The 21,101-nt window shown below is 63.8% G+C and carries 20 protein-coding genes; 15 read left to right on the top strand and 5 right to left on the bottom strand.

Annotation, left to right across the window (positions count from 1 at the left end; translation table 11 throughout):
* Nucleotides 1-10: 10 nt before the first annotated feature.
* From E4K64_RS02445 to E4K64_RS02420, 6 genes are read left to right on the top strand one after another with little or no spacing between them, the layout of a single operon-like run.
* Nucleotides 11-1,930 carry an N-acetylneuraminate synthase family protein gene (locus E4K64_RS02445; RefSeq protein WP_235884485.1) on the top strand — a complete coding sequence of 640 codons (1,920 nt, stop codon included), beginning with the start codon at nt 11-13 and terminating at the stop codon, nt 1,928-1,930.
* On the top strand, nt 1,930-2,619 hold the full coding sequence (locus E4K64_RS02440; RefSeq protein WP_135161988.1) for an acylneuraminate cytidylyltransferase family protein: 690 nt from the start codon (nt 1,930-1,932) through the stop codon (nt 2,617-2,619). The genes E4K64_RS02445 and E4K64_RS02440 overlap by 1 nt, the downstream gene beginning before the upstream one ends.
* Nucleotides 2,612-3,376: an SDR family oxidoreductase gene (locus E4K64_RS02435; RefSeq protein ID WP_135161987.1), complete on the top strand. Its 765-nt coding sequence runs from the start codon at nt 2,612-2,614 to the stop codon at nt 3,374-3,376. Before E4K64_RS02440 ends, E4K64_RS02435 begins: the two co-directional genes overlap by 8 nt.
* Nucleotides 3,373-4,221 carry a sugar phosphate isomerase/epimerase family protein gene (locus E4K64_RS02430; RefSeq protein WP_135161986.1) on the top strand — a complete coding sequence of 283 codons (849 nt, stop codon included), beginning with the start codon at nt 3,373-3,375 and terminating at the stop codon, nt 4,219-4,221. The genes E4K64_RS02435 and E4K64_RS02430 overlap by 4 nt, the downstream gene beginning before the upstream one ends.
* Nucleotides 4,218-4,979 carry an SDR family NAD(P)-dependent oxidoreductase gene (locus E4K64_RS02425; RefSeq protein WP_135161985.1) on the top strand — a complete coding sequence of 254 codons (762 nt, stop codon included), beginning with the start codon at nt 4,218-4,220 and terminating at the stop codon, nt 4,977-4,979. Before E4K64_RS02430 ends, E4K64_RS02425 begins: the two co-directional genes overlap by 4 nt.
* 14 nt (nt 4,980-4,993) lie before the next feature.
* Nucleotides 4,994-5,833, top strand: a complete 840-nt coding sequence (locus E4K64_RS02420; RefSeq protein ID WP_135161984.1) for an SDR family oxidoreductase — start codon at nt 4,994-4,996, stop codon at nt 5,831-5,833.
* A gap of 230 nt (nt 5,834-6,063) precedes the next feature.
* On the opposite strand, the gene E4K64_RS02415 is transcribed toward E4K64_RS02420, so the two are convergent.
* Together E4K64_RS02415 and E4K64_RS02410 are read right to left on the bottom strand one after the other, a co-directional pair.
* Complete coding sequence (locus tag E4K64_RS02415; RefSeq protein WP_167771764.1) at nt 6,064-6,939, bottom strand: hypothetical protein; 876 nt, start codon at nt 6,937-6,939, stop codon at nt 6,064-6,066.
* Nucleotides 6,940-6,997: 58 nt separating this feature from the next.
* Nucleotides 6,998-7,738, bottom strand: coding sequence for a hypothetical protein (locus E4K64_RS02410; RefSeq protein WP_167771763.1), 741 nt, complete (start codon nt 7,736-7,738; stop codon nt 6,998-7,000).
* A gap of 463 nt (nt 7,739-8,201) precedes the next feature.
* On the opposite strand from E4K64_RS02410, the gene E4K64_RS02405 reads away from it, so the two are divergent.
* Nucleotides 8,202-9,086 carry a class I SAM-dependent methyltransferase gene (locus tag E4K64_RS02405; protein WP_167771762.1) on the top strand — a complete coding sequence of 295 codons (885 nt, stop codon included), beginning with the start codon at nt 8,202-8,204 and terminating at the stop codon, nt 9,084-9,086.
* Nucleotides 9,087-9,128: 42 nt separating this feature from the next.
* Here E4K64_RS02405 and E4K64_RS02400 read toward each other — a convergent pair whose 3' ends face one another.
* Together E4K64_RS02400 and E4K64_RS02395 are read right to left on the bottom strand one after the other, a co-directional pair.
* On the bottom strand, nt 9,129-10,538 hold the full coding sequence (locus E4K64_RS02400) for a DUF6418 domain-containing protein (RefSeq protein ID WP_135161981.1): 1,410 nt from the start codon (nt 10,536-10,538) through the stop codon (nt 9,129-9,131).
* A gap of 10 nt (nt 10,539-10,548) precedes the next feature.
* Entirely contained in the window at nt 10,549-11,418 is an 870-nt protein-coding gene (locus E4K64_RS02395; protein ID WP_135161980.1) for a hypothetical protein, read from the bottom strand.
* Between the two features lie 430 nt (nt 11,419-11,848).
* On the opposite strand from E4K64_RS02395, the gene E4K64_RS02390 reads away from it, so the two are divergent.
* The 5 genes from E4K64_RS02390 to neuB all read left to right on the top strand — a co-directional run bounded on the left by E4K64_RS02390 (nt 11,849) and on the right by neuB (nt 17,645).
* The gene (locus tag E4K64_RS02390) at nt 11,849-13,051 is read left to right on the top strand and encodes an HAD-IIIA family hydrolase (protein ID WP_167771761.1); all 1,203 of its coding nucleotides are present in this window, start codon (nt 11,849-11,851) and stop codon (nt 13,049-13,051) included.
* Nucleotides 13,052-13,183: 132 nt separating this feature from the next.
* The gene (locus tag E4K64_RS02385; protein ID WP_135161978.1) at nt 13,184-14,203 is read left to right on the top strand and encodes an NAD-dependent 4,6-dehydratase LegB; all 1,020 of its coding nucleotides are present in this window, start codon (nt 13,184-13,186) and stop codon (nt 14,201-14,203) included.
* Nucleotides 14,196-15,407: a LegC family aminotransferase gene (locus E4K64_RS02380; protein WP_135161977.1), complete on the top strand. Its 1,212-nt coding sequence runs from the start codon at nt 14,196-14,198 to the stop codon at nt 15,405-15,407. The genes E4K64_RS02385 and E4K64_RS02380 overlap by 8 nt, the downstream gene beginning before the upstream one ends.
* A complete protein-coding gene (neuC, locus tag E4K64_RS02375; protein WP_135161976.1) occupies nt 15,400-16,578 on the top strand; it encodes a UDP-N-acetylglucosamine 2-epimerase in 1,179 nt (392 codons plus the stop codon). The genes E4K64_RS02380 and neuC overlap by 8 nt, the downstream gene beginning before the upstream one ends.
* Nucleotides 16,575-17,645 (top strand): N-acetylneuraminate synthase, encoded by a 1,071-nt coding sequence (neuB, locus tag E4K64_RS02370; RefSeq protein WP_135161975.1) that lies wholly within the window; start codon nt 16,575-16,577, stop codon nt 17,643-17,645. Before neuC ends, neuB begins: the two co-directional genes overlap by 4 nt.
* On the opposite strand, the gene E4K64_RS02365 is transcribed toward neuB, so the two are convergent.
* Complete coding sequence (locus E4K64_RS02365; protein WP_135161974.1) at nt 17,642-18,253, bottom strand: acetyltransferase; 612 nt, start codon at nt 18,251-18,253, stop codon at nt 17,642-17,644. The genes neuB and E4K64_RS02365 overlap by 4 nt on opposite strands.
* A 195-nt stretch (nt 18,254-18,448) precedes the next feature.
* On the opposite strand from E4K64_RS02365, the gene E4K64_RS02360 reads away from it, so the two are divergent.
* Genes E4K64_RS02360 through E4K64_RS02350 form a run of 3 tightly spaced genes read left to right on the top strand, consistent with a single transcriptional unit; the run spans nt 18,449 to nt 21,101 of the window.
* Nucleotides 18,449-19,498, top strand: a complete 1,050-nt coding sequence (locus E4K64_RS02360; RefSeq protein WP_135161973.1) for a nucleotidyltransferase family protein — start codon at nt 18,449-18,451, stop codon at nt 19,496-19,498.
* Complete coding sequence (locus E4K64_RS02355) at nt 19,495-20,403, top strand: Gfo/Idh/MocA family protein (protein WP_135161972.1); 909 nt, start codon at nt 19,495-19,497, stop codon at nt 20,401-20,403. Before E4K64_RS02360 ends, E4K64_RS02355 begins: the two co-directional genes overlap by 4 nt.
* Entirely contained in the window at nt 20,400-21,101 is a 702-nt protein-coding gene (locus tag E4K64_RS02350) for an acylneuraminate cytidylyltransferase family protein (protein ID WP_135161971.1), read from the top strand. The genes E4K64_RS02355 and E4K64_RS02350 overlap by 4 nt, the downstream gene beginning before the upstream one ends.

Below are 21,101 nucleotides of genomic sequence, written 5' to 3'. Positions count from 1 at the left end.
GAGAATGTTGATGACATCGCCCAAACAGCCTGCTCCGGTCCGCATCGGCAACCGTCTTCTGGGCGACGGCGAGCCCTGCTACGTCATCGCCGAGATCGGCAACAACCACAACGGCGACTTCGACCGCGCCATTGCGCTGGTCGATGCCGCGGTTGCCGCAGGGGCCGATTGCGCCAAATTCCAGATGCGCAAGCTCGACGAGGTCTATCGTGCGTCGAGCTTGTCCGGCAAGGATGACGACCTTGCAGTCGAATATACGCTCGATCTGTTGCGGCGCTTCGAGCTTCCAACCGCGCAGCAGAAGAAGATCGCCGAGTACTGCGCTGCGAAGGGTATCCAGTATCTCTGCACGCCCTGGGACGCGAGCAGCGTCGCCGTGCTCGAAAGTTTCGGCGTGCAGGCCTACAAGGTTGCCTCGGCCGACCTCACCAATCTGCCGCTGCTGGCGCGCCTCGCCGCCACTGGCAAGGCGCTGATCGTCTCGACCGGCATGAGCACGACGGACGAGATCAAGGCCGCGGCGAAATTCCTCGACGAGCGCAACGCGAGTTACGTGCTGCTGCACTGCCAAAGCACCTATCCGGCCGCGCTGCACAACATCCATCTGCGTTTCATGGAGACGCTCCGCGAGATTCATCCGATGGTCGGCTATTCCGGTCACGAGCGCGGCATTGCGGTGTCGACCGCCGCGGTGGCCCTCGGTGCCGTCGTCATCGAACGCCACATCACCCTCGGCCGCGAGATGGAAGGTCCGGACCATGCAGCAAGCCTGGAGCCGGAGGAATTCAAGTCGCTTGTCTCGGGCATCCGCGAGGTGGAAGCCGCGCGCGGCGAGAAGCTGGCCGAGCGCGCGCTGAGCCAGGGCGAATTGATCAACCGTGAAAACCTCGCCAAGAGCCTGGTGGCCGCGAAAGACCTTTCGGCCGGCACTGTGATCTCAGAAGCCGACATCGCGGTGAAGAGCCCGGGACAGGGCCTGTCGCCGCTGAAGATGCCGGCGCTGCTCGGTCGCAAGCTGACGCGGACGATGGCGGCTGACGATTATTTCTTCCAGAGCGACCTCGATGAAGGCGCGGCAAAGGCACGTCGCTACCGCTTCGATCGTCCCTGGGGCGTGCCCGTGCGCTATCACGACACCGAGCGCTTCCTGGAGATCTGCGAACCCGACATCATCGAATTCCATCTCAGCTACAGCGACATGGAGCGCGATCCCGCGGCCTATCTGTCCGGCACCTACGATCTCGGCTTCGTCGTGCACGCGCCCGAGCTGTTTGCCGGCTCCAAGCTGATGGACCTCGCAACGCCGGACGAGGCGCTGCGGCGCTATTCGCTGGAGCAGACCCAGGCGGTGATCGACATTACCCGCGGCCTGAAGAAGTACTTTCCCAAGACCAAGCGCCCGCCCATCGTCGCCAATATCGGCGGCTTCACCATGGACGAGCCGCTGCCGCCGCAGGAGAAGGCTGAGCGCTACCGCATCTTCGCGCAGAGCCTGACCGAACTCGACATGGACGGTGTCGAGCTGACGCCGCAGACCATGGCTCCGTTCCCCTGGCATTTCGGCGGTCAGCGCCACCAGAATATCTTTATCTTCCCGGAGGAGTCGGCGGCATTCTGCGCCAAGCATGGTTTGCGTATGTGCGTCGACATCTCGCACACCAAACTCGCCGCCAATCATTTCGGCTTCGACTTCGCGCAAGGTCTCGCCCAGCTCGGACCGCACACCGCCCATTTGCATTTCGGCGACGCCAAGGGGCTCGACGGCGAGGGTCTCCAGATCGGGGAGGGCGAGATCGATTTCGACGAGATCGGACAGGTGCTGCGCAAGCATGCACCGACCGCGTCCTTCATTCCCGAGATCTGGCAGGGCCACAAGAACATGGGCGAAGGCTTCTGGACCGCGCTCGAGCGTCTCGAGGGACACATCTGATGGCGCGCAAGACGCTGGCCGTGATCGCCGCGCGCGGCGGCTCGAAGGGCATCCCGCACAAGAACCTGCTCGATCTCTGCGGCAAGCCGCTGATCGCGTGGACGGTCGAGCAGGCACGCGCGGCCCGCGGCGTCGACGTTGTGGCGGTGTCGTCGGACAGCGACAACATCCTCGCCGCGGCCGAGGCCGCCGGAGCCGTCGGCGTGCGGCGCCCGGACGACATTTCGGGCGACTTCGCCTCCTCCGAATCCGCCTGGCTGCATGCGCTCGAGGCGGTCGACGAGCGGATGGGCCGGTTCGAGCGGATCGTCGCGCTCCAGGCCACCTCGCCGATCCGCGAACCGAGCGACATCGAGAACGCGCTTGCGACCTTCGATCGCGATCATCTCGACAGCCTGCTCTCGGTTTGCGAGGTCGAGGATTATTTCAACTGGCGTATCGGCGCGAGCGGACCGGAGCCGATCAACTACGATTATCGCAACCGCCGCATGCGCCAGCAGATCGAGAAGCGCTACCTGGAGAACGGGTCGTTCTACGTCCTGATCCCGTCCCTGCTGCGCGAGCAGAACAACCGCCTCGGCGGCAAGATCGGCTTCCACGTGATGGAGCGTCACAAGATGTTCCAGATCGACCGTCCCGAGGACGTCAAGCTTTGCGCCGCCATCATGCGAAGTTACGGCTATGCCTGACCTCAGCGCCTTTTCTCTCGCCGGCAAGATCGCGGTGGTCACGGGCGCCTCGCGAGGCATTGGCGCTGCCATTGCGACCGGCCTGCGAAATGCGGGCGCTACGGTGTTCGGCCTCAGCCGCTCCGGGACCGCGCCGCAGGATGTGACCGCCATCGCCTGCGATCTCTCCGACGACAAGGCGATCGACCACGCGTTCCGCATGATCGAGGCGCAAGGCGGGCGTATCGACGCACTGGTCAACGCCGCCGGCATCAGCCTTCCCGCCAAAGGCGAGGAAAGCGAGATTTCGCGCTTCCGCGCCACGGTCGCGACCGACCTTACCGGCGTTTATGCCGCCATCCTTGCCGCCTACCCGCTGTTGAAGAGGCCGGGCTCGGCTGCGATCGTCAACGTCACCAGCATCAACTCGGTCCGCGGCTTTCCCGGCAATCCCGGCTATGTCGCGGCGAAGGCTGGTCTAGCCGGGCTGACGCGCGCCCTCGCCGCCGACTACGCGCCCGACGGCATCCGCGTCAACGCGCTCGCGCCGGGTTACGTCGCGACCGAGATGACCGCGAAAAGTTTTGCCGACCCCGTCATGCACGAAGACAGGCGGCGCCATACCATGCTCGGCCGCTGGGGACGGCCTGCCGACATGGTGGGAGCCGCCGTTTTCCTGACATCGGAAGCCTCTGCCTATCTGACCGGTCAGGAGATCTTCGTCGACGGGGGCTGGACCGCCAAAGGCCTCGCCATCAGCTCGGATAGTAAATCGTGACTGCAACGCTGCAACGCATCGGCTTCATGCAGGGACGGCTCTCGGCCCTGGTCGACGGCAAGATCCAGGCCTTCCCGTGGAACGAATGGCGTGAGGAATTCCCGCGCGCGAAGGAACTCGGCCTGACGCGGATGGAATGGACCATCGATCAGGAACGGCTGCGCGAGAACCCGCTGGTGACGGAGCCGGGGCAGCAGGAGATTGTGGCGCTATCGCGCGAGAACGGCGTGCGCATCCCGAGCCTGACCGGCGACTGCTTCATGCAGGCACCGTTCTGGAAGGTCGATGCCGTCGTGCGCGACGCGCTCGTCGCAGACCTCGACCTTCTGATCACCGCCTGTAGCCGCATCGGCATCGAGTTCGTCGTGATTCCGCTGGTCGACAACGGCAAGATCGAGCGCGAGAGCGAGAGCGATACGTTGAAGCGCGTGCTGGTGGCTCGGCAGGAGTCGCTGACGAGGCAGAACGTCAAGATCGTCTTCGAATCCGATCTGCCGCCGGGCGAGCTTGCCAAGTTCATGGAGGCGTTCCCGGCCGACGTCTTCGGCATCAACTACGACAGCGGCAACAGTGCCTCGCTCGGCTATGACAGCGACGAGGAGATCGCGGCTTACGCGCGGCGCATCCTCAATGTGCACATCAAGGACCGCATTCGCGGCGGCACCACCGTGCCGCTCGGCACCGGCAACGCCGACCTTGCCAAGACGATCCGCCTGATTGAGCGGTCCGGCTACAAGGGCCAATACATTCTGCAAACCGCGCGCGCCGCCGACGGCGACCATGCCGGCGCGCTCGCCAGATATCGCGACATGACAATCGGCTGGATCGAGGACGCCGCGCGATGAAACTTGAGCTGAACGATCGCGTCGCTCTCGTCACCGGCGCCAGCCGCGGGATTGGGCTTGCGATCGCGACGACGCTCGCTGCCGAAGGTGCCAAGGTCGCGCTCGCCGCGCGGGGCGCCGATGCGCTTGATGCCGCCCGTGCTGCGATCGCCGGCACCACGTCGGCGCACGTGGCCGACGTTACCGATCCGGCCGGCGCCGCGGCCCTGACTCATGAGATCGAACGGCGCTGGGGGCGCCTCGACATCCTGGTCTGCAATGTCGGTAGCGGCGCTTCCGTACCGCCGGGGCAGGAGACTGCGGCTGAGTGGTCGCGCGTGATGGACCTCAACCTCTTCGCCACGACCAACATGATCGAAGCTGCGCGGCCGCTGCTGGCGCGCGGCAGCGACGACCGCGCAATCGTCTGCATCTCCTCGATCGCAGGCATGGCAGCGCTCGGCGCGCCCGTCACCTATTACGCCGCAAAAGCGGCGCTGAATGCCACCGTGCGCGGTCTGGCCCGCCCGCTGGCGCTCGAAGGCATACGCATCAATGCCGTTGCACCGGGCAATATCCTGGCCGCGGAAGGCACCTGGGCGCGCAAGCTTGCGGAAAATAGAGTTGCGGTCGAGGAGATGCTTGTGCGCGAGGTGGCGCTGCGCCGACTTGGCAAGCCAGAAGAGATCGCTGACCTCGTCGCATTCCTCGCCTCGCCCCGCGCTTCATTCATCACCGGCAGCGTCATCGTCGCCGACGGCGGCCAGTTGCGCAGTTGAACAGGAGCCTTCGCATGGCAAGCCCGTCTTCACGCTATGACCTGACCGGCCGTACCGCTCTCGTAACCGGCGCGGGCGGCCTGCTCGGGCGCCAGCATGTCGCCGCGCTTTCCGAGGCCGGCGCGCGCGTTATCGTCACTGACGTCGGGCTTGCGCAGGCCGAGGCGGCCGTTGCCGGGCTCAAGCAGCACGCGCCGTCCGCCGACCTGATCGCCCTGGCGATCGACGTCACCACGCTCGACTCAGTGCGGGCTGCCAACGAGCAACTTTCCGGTCGCGGCGTCTCCGTCGACATCCTCGTCAACAACGCAGCGATCGACCCCAAGGTGACCTCCGCACCGGGTGTGATGCATTCTTCCCGCTTCGAGGCGTTTCCGGTGCCGCAATGGCAGACGGAGATCGCCGTAGGCCTGACCGGCGCGATGCTGTGCGCGCAAGTGTTCGGCGGCGCGATGGCGGCGCGTGGCCGCGGCGTGATCCTGAACATCGCCTCCGATCTCGGCGTGATCGCGCCGGACCAACGACTCTACCGACAGCCGAACGTATCGCGCGAGGAAGAGCAGCCGGTGAAGCCGGTGACCTACTCGGTGATCAAGCACGGCTTGATCGGGCTGACGAAATATCTGGCGACCTATTGGGCCGATCACGGCGTGCGCGTCAACGCGATCTCGCCGGGGGGCGTCTTCAACAACCAGGACCCGGCCTTCGTCGAGCGACTGACGCGACTGATCCCGATGGGCCGCATGGCCGATGTCGACGAATACCGCGCCGCCGTGCAATTCCTCTGCTCGGACGCATCGAGTTACATGACGGGGCAGAATCTCGTCATGGATGGAGGGCGGAGCGTCTGGTAACCGGGCCTGGGCCGCGCACGCCGTCGACGAGACTGCGCCTGGCGCTCCTTCGACCATAGTTGCGGAGCACGCTGCGGCCCGGGCTTAAGCCGCCGCTGCCGCCTTGCACCTCGCGCTCAGCAGCTTTCCAAGCGCTTCGCGGCCACGAAGTCGGCCGGCTCATTCCTTCGAGAGCAAGACCGTCAGACCAGGGCAGCATTGCCCCCTGCTCCGACACCCGATTTCCTTGATCAATGCTGCAGAATACCTGCGAGATTCATGTGCGCGGGCCGCGAGTGCTCGATGCCGAGCAACGTCCGCCGATTGTCGTTCGTGCGCTGCAAGTGCAGGCTCGCAAGCGTCATTCCGGTGCAAGTGGTGACCGTAGTCCCTCGACCGCCGAATGGCTTGAGAAAGTCGAACACGCGACTGCCGAACATGTCGACGACCGACATCTCGCGGGCTCCGAGCGGCGGGATCTCCCCGAAGTCGCCCTCGATCTGCTCGCCGTCCTCGCGGATCAGCCTCGACGTCGGCCGCGCCGAGTGCGCATATTCGGGATCGGAGGAATGATTGATCAGCATCAGGCTGCTGACGATGTCGTCCGTCGCAATGATCTTCGGATTGATGCCCGTGAACCCGACATGTGCCTTGAGCCTGCCCTCGTTCAAAGGCCGGGCAAACGCGCCCGTGCGGTAGATCGCGACGTTGTCCTGATCGACATAGGTCATCGAATAGCTGGCCGGTGACGAACGGAAGCCGTCCATGCGTCCGCGCGACATCACGGCGATGACCAGGTAATCGTCCTGCGGCAGCTTGAGCGAGGCGAAAAGACGAGATAGCTCGATCTCGACGGAGGCGCCCGGCGCGTAGTCCTTTGGAAACTCGTAGGTCGCCCGATATTCTCCGTCGCGTGACAGGATGTGCAGCTTGAATTTCAGCTTCTTGCTGAAGCCCGAGGCGACCAGGCTGGCGAGCTCGGGAACGAGATCCTTGACCGTCTCGCGAAAATTTTTGCGCAGACTGCCGGCAACGAGGCTGCGGAGATACCTGATGTCGACCGGACGATACCAGGCGGGGATCGAGAAACCCATGCGCGACTCGACGCCCGCGAAAGTCGGGAACATGAATCTCGGCTCGTAAGGTTTCCAAGGACTGGATGAGAAACGAGTCACGCACGCGCCCCTAAAAATGATGCAGGCTGAACTTGCCGTTGGCAAATTCATAATAGCTGAACGGACTGGCGATGTTGGTGCCCTTGAACTCCAGGGCGAATCCTTCGGCCGCGCCGATCAGCCGGTCAGCCTCGGGGAAAAGATCCAGCGTGCTGATGCGGACTGCGCCCATCGGCGCAATTTCCGGCAGCACACGCTCGCCCAATGCGGTGCCGTCCAGGGCCATGAGCCGGGCCGTCCCCACCGAGACGCCTTCGGACGCCATGCAGGAGTTCACGAGCACCACGCCGGACTCCTTCAGGAATCGCGTGAGGTAGGATTGCATCCAGGCAGAGGTCGGGAACGGCGCTGCCGCGACGGGTTCGCGCTCGTGCGACAACGTTATCGCCCCGTGCTGTGAGAAATATTGTGCGTAATAGCCGGTGGTCACCTTCCGTCCGGGACGAAGCTTGGTCTCCTGCTTCGGGACCAGGGCCATCGCAACCGTTCCCGAAATGCCCGGACACAGCTCCGACGTCTGCAATTGCAATTGCCCGTTGACCCCGAGTTCCCTGTGGAAATATCCAGCCGGCTTGCCCGCTCCGTCGAAGAACCAGACATGCGCATCCACTTCCGGATGATCCTTCATGAAAACCGAGAAGTAGTTGAACGCGCAGACTTCCGTGGTGACAGTCGCGTCGTTGCGCAGATACAGCACAGCGGGCGGATAGCCCCTCGCAACGGCCTCGCCAATCAGCAGTTCACCGGGCATTCGACAAGACTCGGCGGGAGAGCAATGGACCAGCACAGGCCGAACCGGCTGGCGGCGTTCGACAAACCATACGCGATTTTCCGGCCCGCATGCTGAAACTTCGACGTAATTTGAGCGTCTGTTTACGCTCAGCCGACCGTTGAATCAACCGGGAATGGCGCCACGCCGAGCGGCTCCGAATACACGGCTCGCCACGAGCATGTCGGCAGCTTGGAAGGCAACCTGTCTCTGCGGCCGCGACGTAGCCGGAAGAGGCACTTCGACCTCGGTCGCACTTGCTTCCGGACCCGCCCCACAACCTTGCGTTGTGCCTGCGGCTCCCATATAACCAAGCTGCCTATGCGACGTGGTACCCGCCTGAACAGCCGGATCAGGGCCCATCGTTGGACATCCACCATGATTCAACGACCGTTCGTCAGCACCACCCCAACCACGGCGTCCATTCAACCGAGGAATCAGTGACGTGCGCTGGCAGGCAAAGGCGCGAGCGTTCTCGGTGCTGTCGAACATCCCCTTTGGCGAACACATCCACTACGCCCTGCAGCGCTACGTCACACGACGGCTGCCGCGGCCCGAGAAGCAGGTCAGATCCGTCTACATGCTCGCGCGGCGGCTGCTGGGCGTTCACGAAGCGTACGGTCTGCGGCCGCTACGGGATTCGACCTGCTTCGAGTTCGGCACCGGGCGCGATCTGATCATTCCGCTCACCTTCAGCGCGCATGGAGCGCAGCGCTTCATCACGGTCGACATCGCGCGCTTGGCCAAGCTGGAGCTGATCCGCTCCAATGCCGCCATCATTTCGAGACTCAGCGGCACCCGCCACCCCGATATCAATTCCCTAGACGATCTCGAACGTTCCTGGAGGATCGACTATCGCGCGCCAACCGATGCGCGGACGACAGGCCTGCCGGCCGGTTCGATCGACTGCGCGGTCTCCGTCGAAACGCTCGAGCACATTCCCAAGAGTGACATCGCGGCGATCTTGAACGAGCTGCGACGCATCGTGCGTCCTGATGGACTGGTCCTCATGCAGATCGACTATGGCGACCACTTCAAAGGCTTCGATCCGTCCATCAGCTCGTTCAACTTTCTGACCTATTCCGAGGAGGATTGGGCGCCCTTCCAGTCGCGCTTCCAGTACGTCAATCGTTTGCGCCACAGCGAGTATCTGAAGCTGTTTAGAGAGGCCGGGTTTGAGCTACTCAGCGATCAGCCCGATCGCCGGCCGCCGGAGCGGCATATTCTGGAACGACTGGCACCGTGCTTCAGAGGCTTCTCCGAAGAGGATCTGTTCACGCTTGGCTCCCTGATCATCGGCCGTCCGGCCGGTCCATCGAACCGAAATTGAAGATCGCCATTTGCTCGTTGCTTGGCAGAATTGCGGGCTGTGTCAGGGCAATTGCCGACGTCGAACCACAAAGCGGCGAAGCAATCGAGTCCTGTCGGCCAGCACCCACGGAAGAATGGGCGCCCGCTCCTCGACAATGATTGCCGCAAACAACGCAGCAATCTTCACCCAATATGTCGGCGTCGCGACAAAGTTCAGCATGCCGCCGATGTACATCACGTAGATGCCGTACAGCACGTAAAAAGCTAGAGCCGCCGTCAGATATCGTTCGACGATGATCGACCGGATCATGACAGCTGAGAGGAGCGCAGTGAGCCAACCGGCCCCCAGCAGGAAGATCCAGCCGAAATAAGGACCAAACAGTTCGAAGAAAATTTCGGGAAACCCGCCCGCGAACTGAAAACCGCCCATGATGTGTTCCGTCGTCCGCGGCTCACCAATGGTTTCGGACATCAGAAGCTGCGGGGTAGTGTTCCGTCCCGCAACGATGGGGCGGTCGAACAGGAAATCGAAGACGTGGCGCGCGTCCCAATCTCCGTTGACCAAAACGCGTTGATAGGACGCCCATCCTATCTCCGAGGGCTGCACCAGAACGCGCTCGACAAAAGCATCCAGCGCCGCCTGACCTTCGAACCCTCGGACCCTGGTCAGATTCCAATAGAGCGCGAATGCAATCATCATGGCCGTCAGCACAATGACGCCGGTGCCGGCCAGCACGATGCGGCGGTCGGTAATCCGGGACAGCAAGCTGAACAAACCTGCGCTCCCGAGATCTCGCGCCTGAACGATCAGCACCGCGGAAAACGGTATGACAAAGAACGCACAAAATCGGTAGAACGGCGAGAAACGCCCGCCTGCGAGAAATATGTAGAAGGTGAGGACGGCCAGCAAACCCACGAAGCGGTAATCGTATCGCTGGCGTCGCAATCGCTCGGCCACGAACATGGTGCCCCACCAAAAGCAGAGCATGTCGCCTCGTTCGATCACCTGGCGATGGAGGAAACCGGCCTGTTCGTTGAAGGTCCAACGCTCGATCTTGGCAAACAACGGAATGACACCTCCCTTAATCAGAGCACCGAAAAGCAAGATCAAGAAGAGGACGGACGCGTAGAACGTGACGTCCGAAAGGGTCAGTTGAGATTGGGACGCAGGCAGTCCGGGAGTTGGTGTCGCCCGCGCCCATTCATCGAGCGCCCTCGAATTGAAGACCCAGAGGAAGGGAAGAAGCGTCAGAAAATACGCAATCGACTGGAACACCGTCATGACGCCGGGTCCAATGAACATCTGAAGCTGAGACGAGAACACGGGCCCCGTGAGATCGATATAGAGCGAGGAAATCGTTCGCCATGCGAAGGTAAACAAAAGAAAGGCAAGACAAATGAGGATCGCCGACCTGAATAGCCCCAGCCAGACGAAGAAGAGCAGTATGGAGGCTCCAGCCAGAAGGGTCATTGCCGAAGTCCTAGCCGAGCCGCGCCGGCCGCCTCAAAAAGTAGGTCAAAAGACCGATAAAAAGCAGAATGCCCAAGCCCGCCAGGATGGCTCTTTGCACGAGATTGACTTCCCTTGGCCCTTCCGTCGCGGGAGACGAACCATCCTGCGGCCCCGTCATCTTTACGGTGCGTTCAATATAAGCCAGTAGAGCAATGCGCGTATCAACGTTGAGTATCCTGTCGACCGAAGCCCCCGGACTCTCCATGAAGGCAACCCCGATGGACCCCCCCTCCGGCCGCGCCGGCGTGAAGTCCATACTGCCCTTCCTGAATGCATCGTTGAGCTGCGCTCTCGCATCTTGCAGGCGCGCGCGCACCGAATGAAACAACTCCATCCTCGGCTCGAATAGTCTCTTGTGTGCGGCCTGGATCGCAAGAATACCCTGTTGAAGCAGGGTCGCCGCTTCCTCCTTCGAGGCGGAGCTCGCCTCCAGGCGGATCGACGAATCGTCAATAACGATCCCGCGCAATGAGGCTCCACCAAATGCCCCACGCGAGTCGGGAAGCGCCTTTCGAGCATCGGCCAGGACAGTGCTCTGAAATTGGACCGCTCCGATTCGCGTCACCAGATCACGGGCACTTTCCATGGGCTCAACTCCTGCCCCAGCGGGCCCGAAAATACTTTGAAGGGTGGGCACCGTACCAATCGCGATCGTCGAGGTCGCGGTCCAGGATTCCACCTTCCGGCCGACGGCAAGCGAGCCCAGAGCAGCCAACAAGATTGCCCCGATCATGAGCGAAAGGACCCAATGTTTCCGCGCTGCTCGGACAGTAACATGGAACAATCTCGCGAGCTGCAGAAACGCTGGAGCTTGCGGCGAACGCTCGGCCATCGGCATGTGACTCTTGCCCCCCCCGGCAACCCCCACAACACGGATGGGGAACTCGGTCATTATCATACCGGGCTGTCTCTGGTTGATCAATCGGCCCATGGCCAAGAGCTCTCGATGAGCGATCTCGTATGATCGCCCGCCTGCGCTCCACCCGGCCGGCTCATTCGACAAGACAATCGACGACTTCTCCCTTGCTCGTTGCCTCCGGACCTCGCTAAACGTAAACAGCCCGCAACAGTTCCGGTCGCAGCGAACAGCTCGCCATTGACGGTGGTGCGGGGTCTTGTCACTCAGTGTCGTCCGCTAAGCCTTTGTCGACGATCGACCGACGTTGGGAGAAGATCCGGCCACCACAGCTCGATCCAACGAGAGCCAGAACCTTGAGACAGACATTTGCTGCTCACCTTCGACCGAGGTGCCGATGCGGAGAGCCGTCATGCTGAGACAGGCCGCGATCCTCGTCGGGGGACTCGGCACCCGCCTCGGCGAACGCACCAAAACCGTTCCGAAGCCGATGCTCGACATCGGCGGGCGACCGTTTCTCGACACGCTGATCGACGAACTCGTACGCTATGGCGTGTTCGATGAAATCCTGCTGCTGGCGGGCCACAAGGCGGAGATCGTCGAGACGCACTACGCGGCAGCCGCCAGGGGGCAGACGCGAATCGTCGTGTCCCGCGAGACGGAGCCGCTCGGCACCGGCGGCGCGCTCGTACATGCGCGCAACTTGCTGCACGACCGCTTCCTGCTGCTGAATGGAGATTCTCTGTTCGACTTCAACCTGCTCGATCTGATCGCCCGCGCGCATGACGGTCGCGTTCACATGGCGTTGCGGGACGGCGTCGTCGGGGACCGCTATGGCCGCGTCGTACTCGATGGTGACATGGTGCGCGACTTCATCGCCCCGGGTGCGGGGGCCACGGGGCCGGTCAATGCCGGCATCTACGTCATCGACAAGTCCGTTCTCGGCGAGATCGCGACGCTTCCCGCTTCGCTCGAGCAGGAAGTCTTCCCCAGCCTCGCCAAGTCCGGCGCGCTGCGCGGCACGGCCTATCGCGGCTACTTCATCGACATCGGCATTCCCGACGATTTCGCTCGCGCCGATCGCGAATTGCGCCGGCAACTGCAGCGGCCGGCCGTGTTCTTCGATCGCGACGGCGTGCTCAATCACGATTCAGGATACACGTTCGAAACCCACAAGCTCGACTGGATCGATGGCGCACGCGAGGCCGTAAAGGCCGTGAACGATGCCGGTTATTTTGCCTTCGTCATCACCAATCAGTCCGGCGTCGCGCGCGGCTACTATGAGGAGCACCACGTCGTCACTCTGCACCGCTGGATGGCAGATCAGATGGCAGAGGTCGGCGCACATATCGATGCATTCGAATACTGTCCCGATCACCCCGACGGAACCGTCACGCGTTACTGTCGTGTGAGCGACCGGCGCAAGCCGGCGCCGGGCATGATCACCGATCTCGCCCGGCGCTTTCCGATCGACATGACGCGCAGCATGGTGATCGGGGACAAGGAAAGCGACATGGAAGCGGCACGGGCGGCCGGCCTGGCGGGTCACTTGTTCGAAGGCGGAAATCTGGAGGCTTTCGTGAAACAGCGCCTGAGACCGACCGACAGGCCTTAGGGGCGCGACGAAAAACGCTGCATCCCCGGACATTTGACAGCCTCCGAGCGCAGCTCTGTTGCGTGCGACCGTCAGTGTGCTATAGCGCCATCTTGTTGCGAATATTGGCGTAATCGCCTTTTGGGGTCCGGCATGGCAGATCTGAGGGACGCCCGCGTCCTCGTTACCGGGAGCGACGGCTTCATCGGTTCGCATGTCGTCGAGGAGCTGGTGAAAGCCGGAGCCCGCGTCAAGGCGGTCGTCTATTACAATTCCTTCAACTCCTGGGGCTGGCTCGACACGATACCTGCCGACATCATGGCGTCGGTGGAGGTGGTGGCCGGCGACATCCGCGACCCTCATTTCATGATCGCGGCCGCCGGCGGCTGCACCGACGTCCTGCACCTGGCGGCGCTGATCGCCATTCCCTTTTCCTATGTCGCCCCCGGCTCCTATGTCGAGACCAATGTGCGCGGCACCGTGAACGTGCTCCAGGCCGCGCGCATGGCGGGCGTGCGGCGCTTCGTTCAGACCTCGACCAGCGAGGTCTACGGCACGGCGCAGACGGTTCCGATCAAGGAGAGCCATCCGCTGGTCGGGCAGTCGCCCTACTCCGCATCGAAAATCGCCTCGGATCAGATGGCGCTGTCGTTCCAGGCATCCTTCGACATGCCCGTCGTGGTGATCCGTCCGTTCAACACATTCGGCCCGCGGCAATCGGCGCGCGCAGTGATCCCGACGATCATCAGCCAGATCGCGACAGGCAAGCGGAAGATCCGCCTCGGGGCCGTCAGCCCGACGCGCGATTTCTCCTTCGTCACCGACACCGCACGCGGCCTGATCGCGGGCCTCACGGCGCCCGCGGAACAGGTCGTGGGCCAGACCATCAATCTCGGCAGCGGCTTTGAGATCTCGGTCGGCGCGACCGCGCAGATGATCGCCGATGTCATGGGGACCTCGATCGAAATCGAGACCGACGAAGCGCGCCTGCGCCCCGCCAACAGCGAGGTCGAGCGGCTCTGGGCCGACAATTCCAAGGCCCGCCAGCAGCTCGGCTGGAGCCCAGAGTTCGGCGGCATCGAGGGCATGCGGCAGGGTATGGTCAAGACGGTGAACTGGTTCACCAATCCTGCAAACCTCAGCCGCTACAAGGCTGACGTGTACAATGTCTGAGGCAATGGTGGACGGTCCCGTGACACGGTCAGGCTTCGACCAAGAAAAGATCGTCGATGCCGTGCGACGCGCGGTGGGAACGCCGAACGGCATTCTCGGGCTGCACGAACCGGTGTTCGCCGGCAACGAGATCGCCTATCTCGAAGAGTGCATCAAGAGCACTTACGTCTCCTCGGTCGGCCCCTTCGTCGATCGGTTCGAGCGCATGCTCGAGGAGGTGACCGGAGCCAAGCGCGCGGTCGCCGTCGTCAATGGCACGGCCGCGCTGCACGCCTGCTTCAGGCTCGCAGGCGTCGAACCCGGCGACGAGGTCATCTCGCCTGCGCTGACTTTCATCGCGACGACGAACGCGATCGCCTATTGCGGCGCAACACCGCATTTCGTCGACAGCTCACTCGAAACGCTCGGCATGGACGCGCGCGCACTTGGGGTGCGGCTCGACGCGATCGCGCAGAAGACTGCAACCGGAACCATCAACCGCGAGACCGGCCGCCGCATTGCGGCGATCGCTCCGATGCACACCTTCGGCCATCCCGTCGATCTGGACGCGATCGCGGCACTTGCAAATGATTGGAACATCGCGCTGGTCGAAGACGCCGCCGAATCGCTGGGATCGACCTACAAAGGCCGTGCGGTCGGATCACAGGCACGCCTTGCAGCACTCAGCTTCAACGGCAACAAGATCGTCACGACGGGCGGCGGGGGCGCCATCCTGACCAATGACGAGGAACTCGGCCGCCGCGCCAAGCACCTGACGACGACGGCGAAGTTGCCGCACAAATGGGCCTTCGTCCACGACGAGATCGGCTTCAACTACCGGCTGCCGAACTTGAACGCGGCGCTCGGCTGCGCGCAGCTGGAGCAGCTCGACGGCTTCCTGGCGAGCAAGCGGAAGTTGGCTTCGGCCTATGAGCGGGTTTTTGCGGAGGTGCCCGGCGTGCGCTTCTCGCGCGAGCCCGCGGGCACGACGAGCAATTACTGGCTGAACGCCATCCTGCTCGACGAGGCGTATGCCGACAGGCGTGACGACCTTCTCGCCGCGCTCAACGACGCCGGCTTCGGCGCGCGCCCAGTCTGGACGTTGATGCACAAGCTGCCGATGTTCGCACAAAGCCCGCGCGGCGACCTTTCGACGGCGGAATCCATCGAGCGCCGCCTGATCAACCTGCCCAGCAGCGCCAGCATCAGGACCCGCGATGAATAGAGGCGCGCGAAAGATCTGCTTCGTCACCGGCAGCCGCGCCGATTTTGGCCTGCTGGTCTGGCCGATGCGCGCGATCCGGGGAACGCCCGGACTGACACTTCAGCTCGTCGCCACCGGGATGCATTTCGCGCCGGAGTTCGGCTACACCTTCAACGCAATCGGCGAAGAAGGATTTGAGGTCGACGCGCGCGTCGAGACGCTGCTGAGCAGCGACACCGGCGCCGGCGTCGCGAAATCGGTCGGCCTCGGCGTCATCGGCTTTGCCGATACGTTCACTCGGTTACTGCCCGATCTCGTCGTCGTGCTCGGTGACCGTTTCGAGATGTTCGCAGCAGCGCAGGCTGCGATGTTCATGCGGCTGCCGATGGCGCATCTGTTTGGTGGCGACGTCACCGAGGGCGCGATCGACGAATCCACGCGCCATGCCATCAGCAAGATGTCGCACCTGCATTTCACCAGCAATCAGGACTCGACGCGGCGATTGATGCAGCTTGGGGAGCACCCGTCCCGCATCCATACCATCGGCTCGGTCGGCATCGACGCCATCAAGCATCTCGATCTGGTGGACCGCGACGGCATCAGCCGCGCGATCGGGATGCCGCTGGGTGAACGCAATGCACTCATCACGTTTCACCCCGTCACGGTCGAAGCCGGGCGCTCGGTGGCCGAACTGGACGAATTGTTCGCGGCCCTGTCGACGCTCGATCCCGCCTTTCGTTTCGTGTTCACGCTCGCCAACGCCGACGCCGAGGGCCGCGCCTTGAACGCCAGGATCGAGGCATTCGCGGCCGGCCGGCCGAACACGATCGCGGTCGCCTCGCTCGGCCAGCTTCGCTATCTCAGCCTGATGAGTCTCGCGGACGTGGTGATCGGCAATTCCTCGAGCGGCGTGCTCGAAGCGCCCTCCTTCGGCGTTCCCACGGTCGATATCGGCGACCGTCAGAAGGGACGCGCGCGCGCGGCCTCGGTGTTTCACGCGCCGCCCGAGCGCGGCGCCATTGCCGCCGCCATCGCGGCAGCGCTCCAGCGCGGCCGCCAGGCCACCGTCAACCCTTACGGCGACGGCGAGTCCAGCCGGCGATTTGCCGATATCGTTGCCGGCATCCCGGATTTCCGGCAGCTGCTTTCAAAGGGCTTCTACGAGCTTCCGCCAAGCGGAGAGCAGGCATGACCACGCACACGCTGATCATCGCGGAAGCGGGCGTCAATCACGACGGAAGCCTGGAGAAGGCACTGGCGCTGGTCGACGCCGCCGCCGACGCCGGTGCCGACATCGTCAAGTTCCAGACTTTCAACGCGAAGGCACTGGCGGGCGGCACGGCGAAGAAGGCCGACTATCAGCAGCGTACCACCGATGCTGCCGAGAGCCAGCTTGCCATGCTGGAACGACTCGAGCTGCCGCAGGCCGCGCATCGCACGCTGATCGAACGGGCCACGGAGCGCGGTATCGAATTCCTGTCGACGCCGTTCGACGACGCTTCGCTCGCCTTCTTGCTGTCGCTGGGGCTGCCGCGCATCAAGATCGGATCCGGCGATCTCACCAATGCACCGCTGCTGCATGCGGCCGCGAAAGCCGACGCGACGTTGATCCTGTCGACGGGCATGGCAACGCTCGGCGAGATCGAGGAGGCGCTGGGCGTCCTTGCGCATGGCTACGGCCCATCCGACGACCCACCCGGTACCGCCGCCTTCCGCGCGGCATGGCGCGATCCGGCCGCACGCACGGCGCTCGCACGGCACGTCAGCCTGCTCCATTGCACGACCGAATATCCCTGCCCCATCGGTGACGTGAACCTCGCGGCGATGGCGACGATGCAGACCGCATTCCAGCTTCCGGTTGGTTATTCCGATCACACCGATGGTTTCGAGGTTTCGGTGGCCGCCGTCGCGCTCGGCGCGACGGTCATCGAAAAGCACCTGACGCTCGACCGCAAGTCGCAAGGCCCCGATCACGCCGCCTCGGTCGAGCCGGACGATTTCAGGCGCATGGTCGTCGCCATCCGCAACGTCGAACGCGCGCTCGGCGACGGCGTGAAGACGCCAAGGGGATCCGAGATCAGGAACGTCCCTGTGGCGCGCAAGAGCATCGTTGCGGCGCGTGCGCTGAAGGCTGGCGAGACCATCGGACCCGCCGACATCACCGCCAAGCGACCCGGCGGCGGCCGGCCGCCGATCGACTATTGGTCGCTGGTCGGAACGGTCGCGCCGCGCGCGCTCGAGCCGGACGAACCGATCTAGCCTTGCGGCTTGGCTGGAACGCCGCGCAGGGCGGAGCCCGGCGGGCATGGAGCCGTGACCACCGACCCCATCGCGACCAGCGTATCGTTACCGATCGCGATATGATCCCTGACCCGGCTACCGAGACCGATGAAGCAGTTCTCGCCGATCTGGGCGCCTCCACCGACCACGGTTCCCGGCGACAGATGCGTGCAATCGCCGATCCGCACGTCGTGCTCGACGACGACAGCGGAATTGATGATGCAGTGATCGCCGATCCGGCTCCGCGCATTGACGATCGCGCCCGGCATGATGACGGTACCTGCGCCGATCATGGCCGACGGCGAGACGATCGCACGAGGGTGAACCACAGATGCCCAGCGTTTGACCTGCATGCGGTCGACGATCTGCCGGCGTGCGGGCCCCGCCTGCATCGATCCGATTCCCACTACGAAGGCAGCATCGGGATACTCAGGCGCGGCCTCGTCGGTTCCGAGATAGCTGACGTCGCCAAGCGTTCCGGGTTGGCGATCGAGGAAGCCGACGACCCTGAACTGGCCGGACGAGAGCGCCGCCTCGTAGACCATGAAGGCATGCTCGCCGCCGCCTATGATGATGAGATCATCCATCGCGATTCCCCTGCGCAGGGCGATCTTAACGGGGGACCGCGGGTCTTCAAACCGTCGATTCAGACCGCGAAACCCTGAGGTTAACAGAGGTGCTCACGGGGTGCCGTTGGGGTTGACGCCGCCTCTCGCAGCCGCGATATAGCAGGCTCAGCGGTGGGCCACCCCCGATATCTGGCGTAAACGAGGCAGATTGCCATGAAATCCTGGCGTAAGGCCGTCGTTGGAACGCGGGCGACCGTGGGCGAGGCTATTGCCGCCATCGAGAGCGGAAGCATTCAGATCGCGCTCGTGCTCGACGACCAGAATCGCCTGCTCGGCTTGGTCACCGACGGTGACGTGAGGCGCGGGCTGCTGCGGGGTGTACCGCTCACCGGCCTTGCGACCGACATCATGAACCGTGCACCGGTGTCGGTTCCTGCGACGCTGCCGCGCGAGGATCGCCTGCAGTTGATGCGGCAGAGGTCGATCAAGCAGCTCCCGCTTGTCGACGAGGGCGGCCATCTGGTCGTGGTCGAGACGCTCGATGAGCTGCTCGAGCCGGCTCACTATCCGAACCCCGTCCTGATCATGGCGGGCGGCCTCGGCGAGCGCCTGGGCGCGCTGACGCGCGACGTGCCGAAGCCGATGCTCAATGTCGGCGGCCGACCGCTGCTCGAGACGATCGTCCGCAACGTCGTGCAGCAGGGTTTTGGCAACATCTTCATCTCGGTCAACTACAAGGCAGAGACGATCAAGGACTACTTTGCCGATGGCGCCGCCTTCGGCGCCAATATCCAGTACATCCACGAAACCGAACGCCTGGGGACTGCAGGCGCGCTCGGACTGTTCAGGACGCCGCCGGACCTGCCGATGATCGTCACCAATGGCGACATCCTCACCACGATCAATTATGGGGCCCTGCTCGATTTCCACAACGGAACGCCGGCGGAAGCGACGATGGCGGTGCGCGAGCACAAGGTCCACGTCCCCTATGGCGTGGTATCCACCTCGGACGGTTTTCTCGATGCCATCCGCGAGAAACCGACGGAGAGCTGGTTCGTCAGCGCCGGGATTTACGTGATCGGCCAGTCCGTCTTCAGCCACGTTACGCCCGGCGTCAGCATCGACATGCCGACGGTGCTGGAGCGGGTGATCGCCGACAAGGGACGGGTCGCAGTCTATCCCATTCGGGAATACTGGCTCGACATCGGCCGCCTGGAGGATTTCGAGCAGGCTCACGCGGAGTTTCACGAGGTCTTCCCGTGACCTCGACAAAAGCCGTCGTGGTTGGCCTAGGCTCGATCGGTACAAGGCATGCGCGCATCCTGCGCGAGCTCGGGCTGGGGGTCGCGACCGTCAGCCGCCGCGAAGGCGGCGACTACGGGTCGATCACGCAGGCCATCGTGGCGGCGCAGCCGGACTACGTGGTGATCGCCACCGAGACCGCTCGCCATGCGGCCAATCTGCAAGAGCTCGCGCAGGCCGGCTTCGATGGCAAAGTCCTTGTCGAAAAGCCGCTGTTCGCGACACCGGCTCCTCCCCCGAAATATCCGTTCGCCCATGTCAGCGTCGGATACAATCTGCGCTTTCATCCCGTGATGACGACGCTGGCCGAACGACTGCGCGGGCGCAACGTGATCACCGTCGCCGCCTATGTCGGCCAGGACATCAGGGACTGGCGGCCCGGCCGCGATCATCGCGCGACCGCATCCGCCACGGTCGATTCCGGAGGCGGCGTGCTGCGGGATCTCAGCCACGAACTGGACTATCTCCTGTGGCTGTTCGGGCCGTGGCATCGCGTCGCGGCGCTCGGCGGCGCATCCGGCGCGCGCGACATCGACGTCGACGACCACCTCGACTTGCTGCTCGATATGCAGCGGGCGCCATCGGTCCACGTCCATATGGACTACCTCGACCGGCAGGGCATCCGCCGCATCCGCGTCAATGTCGATGAGGACACCATCGAGGCCGACCTCGTCGGCAGCCGCCTCACGGTCAACGGCAAGACGACGGAGATCCCCAGCGAGCGCGACCAGAGCTATCGCGACATGCATGTCGCGGCGATGCGTGGCGCCAGCCCGGCTTGCTCGCTGCCCGAGGCGCTCGGCGTCGTCCATCTAATCGACGCCAGCGAGCGGGCTCTACGCACCAAGACCTGGATATCGCCATGAGTCTCCTCTGCACCATCTGCGCGCGTGGGGGCTCGAAAGGGGTCGTCGGCAAGAATGCGCGCGATCTCCTGGGCAAGCCCGTGCTCGCGTGGAGCATCGCGCAGGCGCGCGAGACCGGCTTGTTCGATGCGATCGCCTTCAGCAGCGATTCCGACTCGCTGCTCGACTCGGCCCTGAAGGCCGGCGCCGACATCGCGGTCAAGCGTCCCGACGAGATGGCGACCGACACCGCGCCGAAGCTGCCGGCGATCCGCCACTGCCTCGAGCAGGCCATCGCGCAAACGGGCAAGACGCCGGAGATCTTCGTCGACCTCGATGTCACCTCCCCGCTCCGGCTGGCCTCCGACATCGCCGGCGCTGTGGCACTGCTGCGCGAGAGCGGCGCGCGCAACGTCATCACCGGCGCGCCGGCGCGCCGCTCGCCCTATTTCAACCTGGTCGAGCAGCGCACCGATGGCAGCATCGGCCTTTCCAAATCCGCCAATCCTCCGATCACGCGCCGGCAGGATGCGCCGCGCTGCTTCGACATGAACGCGTCGATCTATGTCTGGCGCGTCGCGCCGTTCCTGGAGCAGCCGGCGGTGTTCTATCCCGACACGCGTCTGTTCGAGATGCCGGAAGAGCGCTCGATCGACATCGATTCCGATCTCGATTTCGCGCTGGTCGAACTGTTGCTGCGCCAACGACTGTCGGCCTGA

The sequence above is a fragment of the Bradyrhizobium frederickii genome, from assembly GCF_004570865.1.
Taxonomy (GTDB): domain Bacteria; phylum Pseudomonadota; class Alphaproteobacteria; order Rhizobiales; family Xanthobacteraceae; genus Bradyrhizobium; species Bradyrhizobium frederickii.
The sequence above is the reverse complement of the archived record's forward strand: the minus strand, read 5'-3'. Positions and strand labels throughout refer to the sequence as shown.